Source organism: Rhizobium sp. LC145, from assembly GCF_001005825.1.
In the GTDB taxonomy this organism is placed as follows: domain Bacteria; phylum Pseudomonadota; class Alphaproteobacteria; order Rhizobiales; family Rhizobiaceae; genus Neorhizobium.
Map to the genome: position 1 here is coordinate 354,112 of NZ_LBHV01000001.1, position 12,497 is coordinate 366,608.

Consider the following 12,497-nt stretch of genomic DNA (forward strand, 5'->3'; position numbering starts at 1 on the left):
CGATACGCTCACTCAGCGGTTGCAGGGGGTGGTTTTGGCTCCCAAATTTCCATTTTTAATTGCATTTCTTAATCAACAATCGTAAAGATTGCATCGCCGTATTATTCGTCAGTATTTTCCGCTACGGCAAACAGGAGATGCGATCATGAAATGGATGAACGGTCTTATGACCGCCGGGCTCATTGTGCTCGGCGGGCAGCAAACAATCACGCCTGCATTTGCCCATGGCGCGCTAGAATTTCCGCCGGCCCGCCAGAAATGGTGCTTCCTGCAGAACGACTGGGGTGGCGACAATCTTCCCGCCAACGAAGCCTGCCGCAAAATGAAAGTAATTGGCGGGGAATACCCTTTCACGCAATGGCATGAATATGCACATCACACGAAACCGCCTGGCGATCTCGATACGGTGAAAAAGGAGATTGCCGACGGTCAACTTTGCTCCGGCACCGTGGGTACGACGCGCAAGGCGGCCCCTCATAAGGGTTATCCAATTGCAGACCAGGGTTATCCAATTGCAGACCGCTATCGCAATCGCAATTCCAATCGCAAAGACGGCGTCAACGAACCGTCAAACGCATGGCATGTAACGGACATTATTACGAAAAATGGAAACTTCGAGCTTGTTTTTGATGGCTCCCCGGCTCCCCATCGGCCCAGCTATTGGCAAGTCTTTCTGACCAAACCTGGCTATGATTTCAGTCAGCGCCTGAAGTGGGATGATCTCGACCTCATCACGGAAGTCGGCGACACCCCCTATGATGAAGAGAGCAAGCGTTTCAAGTTTGATGTGACGGTGCCGGACGGACGGACAGGAAAGGCTATTCTTTACGTGCGATGGCAGCGCTACGGCGACACCTGGTTCGAAAGCGAGGGGTTTTATAGCTGCGCGGATATCAATCTGATAGCCGAGGATTCTGAACCTCCTTCATTTGACAAAGGCTATTTCATTTCTCGGGGTCTCGATCCGCAACCGGGCGAGCGCCTCCGCTTCCGGCTTTTCAGTGCACCGCTGTACAGCGAAAAAGTCGATGTCTATCTAGATATTACCGCCGCCAACCAGAAACCAAGCATATGGGCAAAACAGCTCGCCGATAAACTCAACCAGGGCTACGGAAGCCAGCTTCGCGTCGGTATCAGGCAAGGTGACGCGATCGAGTACAACGATCAGCTTCCCTATGAGAACAAGGTCTATGTGGCAAGCGAGGAGGACAGTTTTGCAATCTCCATCGAAGATGGAAACAGCAACCTGCCTCCACTTGCCGATGCCGGTCAGGATACGGCTGTGGTCGGCCCGACGACAATCACCCTGAACGGCACGGGCTCCAGCGATCCTGATGGAGACCCTCTGGCATATCATTGGCACCTGCATAATACCCTGGAGGGTGTTGTCATCGACAACCCGAACGCCGCTACGACAGCCGTGACGATCCCGTCGGTCACCGAGAGAAAAGAGCTGATCTTCATGCTGCGGGTGACGGATGACAAGGGTGCTGCAAGCACGGATACGGTGACAGTAACCGTGAACCCGTCCAACGGCGGCGGCTATAACTACGTCTGGCCGGATGGTATCGAGAACTATGAGTGGGGCAAAACGGTGGTTCTCGGCGTCGACGGCAATCTGTGGAAGTGCAAGCCGTTCCCGCAGGGGGCCTGGTGCAAGCAAAATGTGCCCGCCTATACTCCTGGTGGCCCGGACATGGCGCCCAATCCTGAGCAGCAACCTTGGGAGCGATATACGCCGCCAGCACGCCGTTGAAGCTGCCCGATAACTGAGTTGTCGTACGAAACAGGCAAGCGCTCATACATGAGCGCTTGCCATCATTTCTAGCTCCTCAGCCTATATCCCGTCCGGAATATCCAGCCGAGCACCGAGAGGCAGATCAGCAGGAAGAGCCCGATCATGCCGAGGCTGACGAGCGGATTGACGTCGGCGATCTCGTAGAAGCTCCAGCGGAAGCCGCTGACGAGATAGAGAACCGGATTGAAGTGGCTCACCGCCTGCCAGAATGGCGGCAGCATGTCGATCGAATAGAAGCTGCCTCCGAGGAAGGTCAGCGGCGGCACGACCAGCATCGGCACGATGTTGAGTTGCTCGAAATTCTTCGCCCATATGCCGATGATGAAGCCGAACAGGCTGAAAGTGATCGCCGTCAGCACCAGGAAGAGCGCCATCATGAACGGATGGGCGATCGAGATGTCGACGAAGAAGGAGGCGGTCGCCAGAATGATCAATCCGATGATCAGCCCCTTGGTGGCTGCCGCCCCCACGTAGCCGATCAAGATTTCGGTCATCGCGACCGGTGCGGAGAGTATCTCGTAGATCGTGCCGGTGAATTTCGGAAAATAGATGCCGATCGAACCGTTGCCGACGCATTGCGTCAGCAAAGTCAGCATGATCAGTCCCGGCGTTATGAAGGAACCGTAGGAAACGCCCTCAATCGCCTGGATTCGCGAACCGATCGCCGTTCCGAACACGATAAAATAGAGCGATGTGGTGATGACCGGCGACACCACGCTCTGCAGGAGCGTGCGGCGCATGCGGGCCATCTCGAAGGCATAGATCGATTTGATAGCCTCGAAATTCATGCCTTTTCTCCCACCAGCGAAACGAAGATATCCTCGAGCGAGCTCTGCCGGGTCGAGAGATCGCGGAAATGGATGTTTTCCGCCGAGAGCATCGAAAGCAAGGAAGCGATGCTGACCTCGCCTTCCTCCTCCTGATATTCGTGGATCAGCGCGGTGCCGTCGTCCGAAAGCGCCAGGTTATAGGGGGTGAGGCTGTCAGGCAGCGCAGGCAGCGGCTCGGAAAGTTCGAGGCGAAGCTGCTTGCGCCCGAGCTTGCGCATCAGCGTGGTCTTGTTCTCCACCAGAAGCAGCTCGCCGCCGTTGATGACGCCCACCCGATCGGCGATTTCCTCCGCCTCCTCGATGTAGTGCGTCGTCAGGATGATGGTGACGCCGGTTGCCCGGAGCTTTTCCACCACCTGCCACATCTCGCGCCTCAACGTCACATCCACGCCGGCGGTCGGCTCATCCAGAAAGAGTATCTTCGGCTCGTGGGACAGCGCCTTGGCGATCAGCACGCGCCGCTTCATGCCGCCGGAAAGCTCGCGCAGCATGTTGTCGCGCTTGTTCCACAGCGAGAGTTCCTTGAGGATGCTTTCGATCAGCGCCGGATCGGGCTTCTTGCCGTAGACGCCGCGCGAAAAGTTCACCGTGTTCCAGACGGTTTCGAACTGGTCGGTCGTCAGTTCCTGCGGCACGAGGCCGATCAGCGCTCGCGTCTTGCGAAAATCGCGCACCACGTCGTGCCCGCCGACCAGCACCTTGCCCGAGGTGGGGTTCACCAGGCCGCAGATAATGGAGATCAGGGTCGTCTTGCCGGCGCCGTTCGGCCCGAGCAGCGCCAGGATCTCGCCCTCGCGGATATCGAGGCTCACCCCATTGAGTGCCTGAAAGCCGTTGCCATAGGTCTTGGCGAGATTCTGGACGGAAACGATGGTTGCCATGAGGACGGTTCTTTGTGGAATCGATTTGCGGAATTCGCGGCCAATATAGGCACGGCAAGTTTCGAAACCATCCCCAAGAGAAGAATATTGCGTTCGCTTTTAGTGACCAATCCGGTCAGAAAACGGTCGTCAGGAAGAACTGGAACGAAACGAAGACGAGGAAGAAGCCGAATCCCATTTCGAGCTGCCGCTTCGTCATCGCATGCGCCAGCCGCGCGCCATAGGGCGCCACATAGAGCGTGATCGGGATCAGCAGCAGCACGGCGAGCCAGTTGATGTAGCCGGTCGAGAACGGCGGCAGGCCAGGCACGCCCCAGCCGGCCCAGACATAGCCCGCCAGTCCCGGCAGCGAAATGAGCACGCCGACGCCCGAAGACGTCGCGACCGCCTGATGGATCGAGCGGCCGTAGAGGGTCATGAACGTGTTGTTGAGCACCCCGCCGCCGATGCCCATCAGCCCGGAGAGAATACCGATCCCGGTGCCGACGAGGAACTTCACCGGATTTCCCGGCAGGTCGCTGCCGAGGTGCCAGGTGGAGCGGTTGAAGATCATCCGCAGCGCCAGAGCCAGCGCGATCGCCGCGAAGATCAGCCTCAGCGCCACGCTGGATGCCTCCGCCGCTATTCCCGCGGCGATCAGCGTGCCGAGCGGCACGGCGATCACCCAGCCCTTCAGCAGTTCGATATCCACCGCGCCCTTTTGCCTGTGCGCCATGAAGGAGCGTATCGAGGTCGGCACGATGATGGCGAGCGAGGTGCCGAGCGCGAGATGCATGCGCACTTCCTCCGGCACGCCCAGAAGCCCGAAGACATGATAGAAGACGGGAACCAGGATTGCGCCGCCGCCGATCCCGAAAAGCCCGGCGAGCAGGCCCGCCACCACGCCTGCAGCCGCCAGCGCCAGAGCGAACATGATCACTTCGGTCATCGGCGGCATGAAGTCACTCCGGCGGGATGCGGACAAGGGAAAGAACGGCGCAGTTTTCAACTGCCCAGATTACTGACGAAGGGGCGGGAACGTCTCTTTCGTCATCCTCGGACTTGTCCCGAGGATGACGTTGCGTATGCCGGGAGGTTTGCCAACAAACCGGGACTCTCCCACAACCGCTGTCATTTTTCCGTGACGTTCTTACAGCATTGTTCCCGCGTGGCAAGCAACGGTCGTGCTCCCACGCCGCACGCACCCCTCACATGCGCGACCGTGATGACCAAGTTGTTGGCGTTTTCTCATTTCCGCTTGCCAGGCAAATATTGACCATAAGTGCTGAGCTCACGTCTTCGGAAGCAACGACCTCCCCGCGCGTCCCCGCTTCCGCCCCTTAGCCGGCCCCTCGTGCCGGCTTTTTCTTTTCATGCTACCGCGTTCTTCGGCTTCCGCTTTTCGGCTTCGGCAGCGCGTGCCGCCATGCCGTTTCGAGGGCGGCCGCAAGCTCCCCCTCTTCCAATTCTGAAAGAATTGCCGTGGTCCAACCTTGCCGCCCCCAGGCATTCGGCACGGGCGAGAAAGCCTCGGGCGCGGTCAGGCATTTGAGTTCCTGCTCATCCGGCGTGAACTTGAAATTGGCGGTCAATTCGTCCGGAGCGAGCGTCACGTAGATCCGCACGACGCGGAAGGCGGCGCGGTCGAAATGCGGCGTCTCGGCGGTCCCTTCCAGCGATAGGGCCAGTTTACGCAGGGTCGCCGCAGTCGCCATCGCCGCTCCTCAATCGCAGTATCGACGCCCCGCCTTGCGCGAGCGCAGGTCGAAATGGAAGTGGTTCCAGTGCTCGGCATTGCTGCCCGGTCCGAGAACCGTGTTGAAATACTTGCAGCTGTCGTTGCGCACCGCCTTCAGCAGGCCCTTTTCGCGGAAGGCAAACAAGCCCTTCTTGCGCACGTCGATCCGCTTGCCGTTCTTCAGCACGAACTTGCCCACATCGATCGCGTTCCCGCGGGCGTGCTCCGACATCGGATTATACCTCTGGCGGCTGTTGTTCATGCGCCGGCAAGAGTAACCGCCCATGGATTCGATGGTCTTCACGCCGGAAAGGTAGCGGTAGCGCGAGGATGGGGCGAGCTCGTGTTTCACCCATTTGGCGAAGGCGAGCGTCGTCTGGCAGTTGAGCTTGGTGGCGGGCTTCAGGTCGATGCCGCCCGAAAAGCCGCTCACCAGAACCGGGAAGTCGATGCCGCAGCTCGGGCCGTTCGAAATCCGCGGAATATCCCGGAATTCGACGCCGATGCGCCTAAGCTCGGCGCGGCAGCTCACTTCGGAAGCCGGCATGACCTCGCGCACCCTCGGGCGCTCGGGCTCGGCGGCCGGGTTTTCCGGCCGCATCAGCATCGCCACTTCCTGCTGCGGCTCTGCCGGCGCGCGGCTCGGCGGGACGACGGGCGATTGGTCTCCCCAGACCATGGGCTGACCGGAAGGCGCGCCCTGCAAGCCCGCCCCCTGGCGCTTCGGCGGCACCACCACGACGTCGTCGGAGATCGGTTGCGCGGTTGCGGGCGCTCGCGGCCGTCCCTGCCCCACCGCCACCGGATTGTCGGTGCCGATGCCGTCCACAACCGGCTGATCGCTGTTGCCTTCCGCGATCATGCTATCCTGTTCCTCGGCCAGGCCCACGACCTCGCTGTCGGCCGCGTTCTCCTCGAAGCCGAACTGGGCGTCCATGTTGACGCCCTCGTCCGGGATGCTCATCGGCCCGCTCGCCGCCACCGAAGTTTGCGCCATCGCCTCGTCGCTGTCGATCTTCGGCAGGCGTCCGGCTGTCGCCGGCGGCGGAGCCGGCTGCTGGAGCGGAGCGGATTGAACGCTGGAGGGCGGCGCGGCGGAATAGCCGCCGGCCGGACCGGGCGTGTCGAGATAGTCGATGGCGCCGCTCGTCTGGGAAACGGGCGCCGGCGGCACATGATAGGCCTGGTGGGACATCGGCTCGCGCGGCGGCATTCCCCTCGGGGAGATCGCGCCCACGCGGGTCGCGCCGTCAATCGGCGCTGGCGGCACCAGCCCCTCGGCGGAACAGGCAGCCAGCATCGTCGAGATCAGCAGCGAGGCAATCGCCCGCCGGACAGGGGAAGCATACGCCATACCAGTTGCCACTCTTGTTCCGCATTCGGACGTCTGAACGGAACGTTAGCCATGGCGGGTAAAGGAAGCCTTGAGAAAACAAGACTTTTTCATGGCCCATGCGCCATTTTCCCGCCCTTTCCGCGCCATTTTCCCGAAAAGAAACAGCCCGCCGGCGAGCCTGTCGCCGGCGGGCTGTCGAAATTTGCGGGTCGGGATCAGGCGGCGCGGGCGCGCGAGCCTGCCTCATGGGTCGCGGTGCCTCGGGCGCCGCCGAGCTTGAAGGCCGAAAGCAGGCTTTGCAGGTAAAGGCTCCGTTCGGCGAGCGTCTGGCTCGCCGCCGTGGTTTCCTCCACCATCGCCGCGTTCTGCTGGGTCATCTGGTCCATCTGGTTGACGGATGTGTTGATCTCCTGCAGCCCGGTCGCCTGCTCGCGCGCGGCGGTGGCGATCGTCTCCACATGCGCGTTCACCCGCTCCACCAGTTCGGCGATCTCGACCAGCGCCTCGCCCGTAGAGCGCACGAGCGTCACGCCGCCATTCACCTCGCGGGCGGAATTGCCGATCAGCGCCTTGATCTCCTTGGCGGCATTGGCCGAGCGCTGGGCAAGCTCGCGCACTTCCTGGGCGACCACCGCAAAACCACGGCCGGCCTCGCCGGCGCGCGCGGCCTCCACGCCTGCGTTCAGCGCCAGAAGGTTGGTCTGGAAGGCGATCTCGTCGATCACCGAGATGATCTGGCTGATGCGGTTGGAGGAGTCCTCTATGCGCCCCATGGCCTCGATCGCGTCGCGGACGATCTCGCCCGAACGGCCGGCGCTCTCCTTGGTGTTGCCCACCATGCCGCGCGCCTCATGCGCCCGTTCGGAAGCGGTGCGCACGGTGGCGGTGATCTCGTCCAGCGCCGCGGCCGTCTCCTCGAGCGCGGCTGCCTGCTGCTCGGTCCGGCGGGAAAGATTGCCCGTCGCCTCGCTGATGTCGGCCGCACTTTCGCGCACCACATGGCCCGTCTCGGCGATTGCGGCGATCGCGTCATGCAGCGCGCCGACAGCCGTGTTGAAGTCTTCCCGCAGCTTTTCGTATTCCGGGCCGATATCGCCGAGCGAGACGGAAAGATCGCCGCCCGCAAGGCTTTCGAGCGCGCGGCCGAGCTCGTTCATGGCGCGCGTCTGCCGCTCACCAGCGGCCGTCAGCGTCCGCTCGTTTCCGGCGCGTTCGGCGGCGATCGCCCGCTGCTGCTGGCTCTCGCGGGCCTGCAGCGCGGCGCGTTCCTCGACGCTGTCGCGCAGCACCACCAGCGCCCGGGCCATCTCGCCGATCTCGTTTCTCTGGTCGGTGCAGGGAACCGTCACGCCCGCCTCCCCGCCGGCGATCGCCTGTAGCACGCCCTTCACCTTGCCGATCGGCCCGGTGACGCTGCGCACCACCACATAGGCGCCGGCAAGCAGAACCAGCATTCCGATGCCGCAGATCGAGGCGAAGCGCATGGCGTCGCGCCAGAACATGGCATGCAGGTCGTCCACGTAGACGCCGGTGCCGACGATCCAGCCCCAGGGCTCGAAACCGGCGACATGCGAGAATTTCTCCACCGGCTCCTCGGCGCCCGGCTTCGGCCAATAGTAATCGACGAAACCCTTGCCCTCGGCCTTCACGGTTTTCACGAATTCCACGAACAGGAACTTGCCGTTCGGGTCCTTGTCGTCGGAAAGGTCGCCGCCGTTCATTTCCGGCTTGATCGGATGCATGACCATTGTCGGGGCCATGTCGTTGATCCAGAAATAGCCCGTGCCGTTGCCGTAGCGCATGGTGGCGACGATATCCTTGGCGGCGGCCTGGGCATCCTCCCGGCTCATGGCGCCGGAGGCTTCGAGCTTGTGGTATTTGGCAAGCACCGTCAGCGCGGCATCGTTCATCTGCGCCAGCCCCGCCTTTCGCTCCACTTCGGAGGAACGGTAGCTCTGGAATAGGCTGAAGGCCATCGCCCCGCACAATATGGCGAGCGAAAGCAGTACAAGGCAGCATAGCCGCCAGGAAATGGTAAGACGCTGCATGGAATTCCCCCTCCCTTGCAAATTACCGCAAATTCTAATGGAGGAACCTTACCAGGTCATGAAAGCGGCTCCGTCCGCGGCCGGAGGAATAGAGCAAGGGAATGGAGCAAGGGAATGGAGCAAGGGGAATGAAGCCGCGAACAAGCGCATCCGCTCGCGTGAACGCTGCCGCGCTCGGCAAGAGTGATACGCTCACGCTGCCGCTATTTCAGCTCGGTCAAGTATCAATTTGCCGCTGGAACCGGGCAGCTCATGTCGCCCTCCGGGCATTTCAGATAATATTGGAAGCTTTCGATGCGGACCTTGGTCAGGTTGTCGAGGCACATGCTGGAAATCAGCGGATAGGCGGTGCCGCCGGCGACTGGGGAGCTTGAGAAATTGCATTCGGCGTCGCGGAACGCGACCCAGGCCTTCTGAGCCGATACCAGCAGTTTTTTGGTATCGGCATCGTCTTTCAGGCGCCCCTCGATTTCCCGATAGAGCTTGTTCAGCTCGGCATCCGATTTCTCATATGCCTTCCCGGCGCAGATATTCATGTCCGTTTGATTGGTCAGATCGCCGCAATTTTGCTCCGCAAAGGCAAAAGTCGAGGTCGCCAAAACCATGGCGGTCGTCAGCAGTGAAACTCTCATCGGCCTTCCTCTCCTTCAAATGAACTCAACTGCAGGGCGATCAACCGCGCCTACTCCCATGTTACAGGTAATTTTCCGGGTTACGATCAAAGTTATCGAATTCTAATGTAAGCGTTAACAACCCATCGCTGTTCTACCCCAGAGCGGCACACCGGGCGCGAGCAGCCTCCACGCGGCCACAACGCTCTGGATCAAAACCGCCGACGCAGGCTAGTCTCTCCCTGGCCGGAATCGTCGGCTTTCATTTGCAGGAGTACAGGATGACCGAGACCAAGCCCACCGGCGAACTCACCTTGCGCACGCTCGCAATGCCCGCCGATGCCAATGCCGCGGGCGATATCTTCGGTGGCTGGGTCATGGCGCAGATGGACCTTGCAAGCGGCATCCGCGCCGCCGAGCGCGCCCGCGGTCGCGTGGTGACCGCCGCCGTCAAGGAGATGGCTTTCCAGCTTCCGGTCAAGATCGGCGATACGCTGAACGTCTATACCGAGATCACCCGTGTCGGCCGCTCGTCGATCACCCTCCAGGTGGAGGCCTGGGCGCATCGCGCCCGCTACCGCATTCTCGAAAAGGTGACCGCCGCCACATTCGTCATGGTCGCGCTCGACGAAGACGGCCGGCCGGTGCCCGTGCCACCGGAGGAATAGTCATGGACCCGATCCCCGCCGCGGAAACATTCCCCCATATCCGCATCGTCATGGGCATGGTGGTCAGCCTCAGCATCGCGCGCCTGCTGAACGGCCTTGCCGGCATCGTGCAGCATCCGAAGGAAGCGCGGCTCTACCTCACCCATCTCGGCTGGGTCGCCTTCATGATGCTGTTCCTGGTGCATTTCTGGTGGTGGGAATACCGGCTGCACGAAGCCCCGGTCATCGGCTTCGGGGCCTTCCTGTTCCTGATCCTGTTCTGCTCGCTCTTCTTCTTCCTCTGCGCCCTGCTCTTCCCCACCTCCATGAAGGATTACGACGGCTACGAGCACTATTTCTTCTCCCGGAGGAAATGGTTTTTCGGCCTCTTCGCCGGCCTCTTGGCAACCGATATTCTGGATACGATCCTGAAAGGACGGAGCTATTTCGCCTCGCTCGGCTGGGAATATCCGCTGCGCACCGGGCTCTACATCGTGCTCGCCCTGATCGCCGCCTATACCGCCAGCCGGCGCTATCACGCCGCCTTCGTCGTCTTCGCGCTCGCCTACCAATTCTACTGGATCTGGCGGATCTACGATATTTTGACGTGAGGCCGAGGAACGGCTGAACGCCCTGCGGAATTAAGGTTATCCGACATTCGAACAGGGGTAGTCGCAATGAGCAGCATGGAAGGACAGGAGTTCGTTCTGGCCGGCGTCACCATGAAGCTCCTGCTGTCCGGCGAACAGACTAACGGCCAGTTCTGCCTCCTCGAAAATACGAGCTGCGGAAACACGAAGACGCCCATCCACGTCCACGCGGGAGACGATGAAACCGTCTATATCATCGAGGGCGAACTGACCGCCGTGGTCGACGGCAAGGCACGCCGTTTGACCGCCGGGCAAAGCCTTTTCCTCGAGCGCGGGGTGCCGCATCAACTGATGAACACGAGCGGCCGGCCGGCACGCTATATCCTCATCGATACGCCGGCGCTTTTCGATAAATTCCTGAAGGAAGCCGGCCGCGAATTGCGGCAGGGCGAAACGGCCGGGCCGCCGACGCCCGAGGAGATCGACCGCCTTCAGAAGGCTTCCTTGAAGTACGGCATCACCCTGCTGCCCGGCTGGCCCGCTCAAGGTTGACTAAAAAGGCCATCAGGCTGCGGCTCCTCAACCAACCGAGCCGCCTCCTAGAATAGGCATCGATCCCAATCCCAGTATGTCATTGACCAGCGCTACCCCGATCCCGACGGCGACGACGGAGAGCCCGATCAGGAACAGCCGTCTCGCGCGGTCGTATTTGGCGGCGATCAGCGAGTCCCGCGCCAGAAGATCGGCAAAGACCTTGACCTGCAGGGCAATCCCTATCGTCAGCAACAACATCGGCACGATATCGATCCTGCTCCAGTCGTTCGGATTGGAAACCCAGCGGCTGATGAAGCTCAAGGAAAAGCCGAGGATAATGCCGGCAGCCGTCAGCGAGCCGTTGCGGAATGTCGCGTCGATCCTCTCCTCTGGACCGGGCTCGGTCATGACACTTCTCCGGGTGTTCCCTATCCAAAGAAAGGCAGAAATTCCCGGAATCAGCAAGGGCAGCGCTCACCGCGCATCATGGAGCCATTACGCGCAGCCTTTCGCGCAAAGGCCATGATCCGACGGCTGCAACGATCCGACTAACTCCGAGAATTGATGTCAGCACCGGATCGAGTTACTTCCCGGAGAACTGGATTTTCGGGATCGGCTCATGTTTCCGTACAGCCGCGACTGCAATGGCCATTCCCTCTGCCCCGTCTTTGGTGTCGAGGATGCCAGCGCCGAGCTGGGTGGAGATGATGTCGGCAGCCGAGACGCCACCGGTAGCCCAAGTGCGGATGAGCGTACGCGCCTTGCCGTAAGAGAGGGTCGGCCCTGTCGCGAGATGCTGCACGAGTTCGTCGGAGACTTGCTCCAACTTGCCGTCGGGCACTAAATGGGTTGCGATACCCAGATCGACTGCGACCTTTCCGAAAATTGGCTCCGAAAGCAGAACGAAGCGCGTGGCGAGTGTTTTGCCGACGCGATCGGCGAGCCGCTGCACCCCGCCTGCCATGGGAAGGCCGCCGACCGATACTTCGGGGAGGACGAGTACCGCCGACTCCGCCACGACGAGGAAATCGAACGCCAGGAGCAGTTCAAAGCCACCGCCCAGGGCCATCCCTGCTACCGAAGCAACCGTGGGGACGGGCAGTTCCTCGATGAGACGGATCGAAGCCAGGATGTCGGCTGCAAACGCTTCGAGAAATTTCGAGCCCTTGTCCCCGATGGTACCCAGATCGTCTGCCACGGCAAAGTTGCCGGACGCGGACGCCAAGTGAAGGACGCGGATGTCGCTTGCATATGCCTGGCGAACGGCGGCCCGCAGCGACGAGGGAAAGTCGGACCCTGGCTCGCTGTCCGCATCACCGAGCAAGATCAGCTTGCCCACCGCACCGTGTTGCTCGAAGCGGAACGAACTCATGTCTTACCTCCTAATTTACTGACTGATCTAGCCAGGCAGGCCTAACGCCTGCTACAAAACGGCTGGTGTCTCACGCCGCGATTGGCGGATGACCAAGCCTGTTATGTTACGTACGTTACAAAATGGAAGACTG

General features: G+C 61.1%; 13 protein-coding genes. 4 read left to right on the forward strand and 9 right to left on the reverse strand.

The features are described 5' to 3' along the window. The first annotated feature begins 145 nt into the window (after window positions 1–145). Complete coding sequence (locus YH62_RS01780; RefSeq protein ID WP_046792427.1) at window positions 146–1,756, forward strand: lytic polysaccharide monooxygenase; 1,611 nt, start codon at window positions 146–148, stop codon at window positions 1,754–1,756. Between the two features lie 68 nt (window positions 1,757–1,824). Here YH62_RS01780 and YH62_RS01785 read toward each other — a convergent pair whose 3' ends face one another. The 7 genes from YH62_RS01785 to YH62_RS01815 form a co-directional block, all read right to left on the reverse strand. After that, window positions 1,825–2,586 (reverse strand): ABC transporter permease, encoded by a 762-nt coding sequence (locus YH62_RS01785; RefSeq protein WP_046792428.1) that lies wholly within the window; start codon window positions 2,584–2,586, stop codon window positions 1,825–1,827. Next, window positions 2,583–3,509, reverse strand: a complete 927-nt coding sequence (locus YH62_RS01790) for an ABC transporter ATP-binding protein (protein ID WP_046792429.1) — start codon at window positions 3,507–3,509, stop codon at window positions 2,583–2,585. The genes YH62_RS01785 and YH62_RS01790 overlap by 4 nt, the downstream gene beginning before the upstream one ends. 115 nt (window positions 3,510–3,624) lie before the next feature. Further along, window positions 3,625–4,446 carry a sulfite exporter TauE/SafE family protein gene (locus YH62_RS01795; RefSeq protein ID WP_046792430.1) on the reverse strand — a complete coding sequence of 274 codons (822 nt, stop codon included), beginning with the start codon at window positions 4,444–4,446 and terminating at the stop codon, window positions 3,625–3,627. 418 nt (window positions 4,447–4,864) lie between these two features. Continuing rightward, on the reverse strand, window positions 4,865–5,203 hold the full coding sequence (locus tag YH62_RS01800; protein WP_046792431.1) for an MmcQ/YjbR family DNA-binding protein: 339 nt from the start codon (window positions 5,201–5,203) through the stop codon (window positions 4,865–4,867). 9 nt (window positions 5,204–5,212) lie between these two features. Next, a complete protein-coding gene (locus tag YH62_RS01805) occupies window positions 5,213–6,580 on the reverse strand; it encodes an extensin family protein (RefSeq protein ID WP_046792432.1) in 1,368 nt (455 codons plus the stop codon). A gap of 197 nt (window positions 6,581–6,777) precedes the next feature. After that, window positions 6,778–8,610, reverse strand: coding sequence for a methyl-accepting chemotaxis protein (locus tag YH62_RS01810; protein WP_046792433.1), 1,833 nt, complete (start codon window positions 8,608–8,610; stop codon window positions 6,778–6,780). Between the two features lie 224 nt (window positions 8,611–8,834). Next, the gene (locus tag YH62_RS01815; protein WP_046792434.1) at window positions 8,835–9,242 is read right to left on the reverse strand and encodes a lysozyme inhibitor LprI family protein; all 408 of its coding nucleotides are present in this window, start codon (window positions 9,240–9,242) and stop codon (window positions 8,835–8,837) included. Between the two features lie 260 nt (window positions 9,243–9,502). Here YH62_RS01815 and YH62_RS01820 point away from each other — a divergent pair, with 260 nt between their 5' ends. The 3 genes from YH62_RS01820 to YH62_RS01830 all read left to right on the forward strand — a co-directional run bounded on the left by YH62_RS01820 (window position 9,503) and on the right by YH62_RS01830 (window position 11,010). Beyond that, window positions 9,503–9,889, forward strand: coding sequence for an acyl-CoA thioesterase (locus tag YH62_RS01820; RefSeq protein ID WP_046792435.1), 387 nt, complete (start codon window positions 9,503–9,505; stop codon window positions 9,887–9,889). A 2-nt stretch (window positions 9,890–9,891) separates the two neighbouring features. After that, window positions 9,892–10,479, forward strand: coding sequence for a hypothetical protein (locus YH62_RS01825; protein WP_046792436.1), 588 nt, complete (start codon window positions 9,892–9,894; stop codon window positions 10,477–10,479). Between the two features lie 66 nt (window positions 10,480–10,545). Further along, window positions 10,546–11,010, forward strand: coding sequence for a cupin domain-containing protein (locus YH62_RS01830; RefSeq protein WP_046792437.1), 465 nt, complete (start codon window positions 10,546–10,548; stop codon window positions 11,008–11,010). 27 nt (window positions 11,011–11,037) lie between these two features. On the opposite strand, the gene YH62_RS01835 is transcribed toward YH62_RS01830, so the two are convergent. Then, on the reverse strand, window positions 11,038–11,400 hold the full coding sequence (locus tag YH62_RS01835) for a hypothetical protein (protein ID WP_046792438.1): 363 nt from the start codon (window positions 11,398–11,400) through the stop codon (window positions 11,038–11,040). A gap of 175 nt (window positions 11,401–11,575) precedes the next feature. After that, window positions 11,576–12,364, reverse strand: a complete 789-nt coding sequence (locus YH62_RS01840) for an enoyl-CoA hydratase/isomerase family protein (protein WP_046792439.1) — start codon at window positions 12,362–12,364, stop codon at window positions 11,576–11,578. Window positions 12,365–12,497 lie beyond the last annotated feature (133 nt).

Bases quoted from the DNA above. Each gene is read 5' to 3' on its own strand.
- YH62_RS01820 (WP_046792435.1), top strand. From the start codon at position 9,503: ATGACCGAGACCAAGCCCACCGGCGAACTCACCTTGCGCACGCTCGCA.
- YH62_RS01830 (WP_046792437.1), top strand. From the start codon at position 10,546: ATGAGCAGCATGGAAGGACAGGAGTTCGTTCTGGCCGGCGTCACCATG.
- YH62_RS01805 (WP_046792432.1), bottom strand. From the start codon at position 6,580: ATGGCGTATGCTTCCCCTGTCCGGCGGGCGATTGCCTCGCTGCTGATC.
- YH62_RS01835 (WP_046792438.1), bottom strand. From the start codon at position 11,400: ATGACCGAGCCCGGTCCAGAGGAGAGGATCGACGCGACATTCCGCAAC.
- YH62_RS01810 (WP_046792433.1), bottom strand. From the start codon at position 8,610: ATGCAGCGTCTTACCATTTCCTGGCGGCTATGCTGCCTTGTACTGCTT.
- YH62_RS01780 (WP_046792427.1), top strand. From the start codon at position 146: ATGAAATGGATGAACGGTCTTATGACCGCCGGGCTCATTGTGCTCGGC.
- YH62_RS01840 (WP_046792439.1), bottom strand. From the start codon at position 12,364: ATGAGTTCGTTCCGCTTCGAGCAACACGGTGCGGTGGGCAAGCTGATC.
- YH62_RS01790 (WP_046792429.1), bottom strand. From the start codon at position 3,509: ATGGCAACCATCGTTTCCGTCCAGAATCTCGCCAAGACCTATGGCAAC.
- YH62_RS01825 (WP_046792436.1), top strand. From the start codon at position 9,892: ATGGACCCGATCCCCGCCGCGGAAACATTCCCCCATATCCGCATCGTC.
- YH62_RS01800 (WP_046792431.1), bottom strand. From the start codon at position 5,203: ATGGCGACTGCGGCGACCCTGCGTAAACTGGCCCTATCGCTGGAAGGG.
- YH62_RS01795 (WP_046792430.1), bottom strand. From the start codon at position 4,446: ATGCCGCCGATGACCGAAGTGATCATGTTCGCTCTGGCGCTGGCGGCT.
- YH62_RS01785 (WP_046792428.1), bottom strand. From the start codon at position 2,586: ATGAATTTCGAGGCTATCAAATCGATCTATGCCTTCGAGATGGCCCGC.
- YH62_RS01815 (WP_046792434.1), bottom strand. From the start codon at position 9,242: ATGAGAGTTTCACTGCTGACGACCGCCATGGTTTTGGCGACCTCGACT.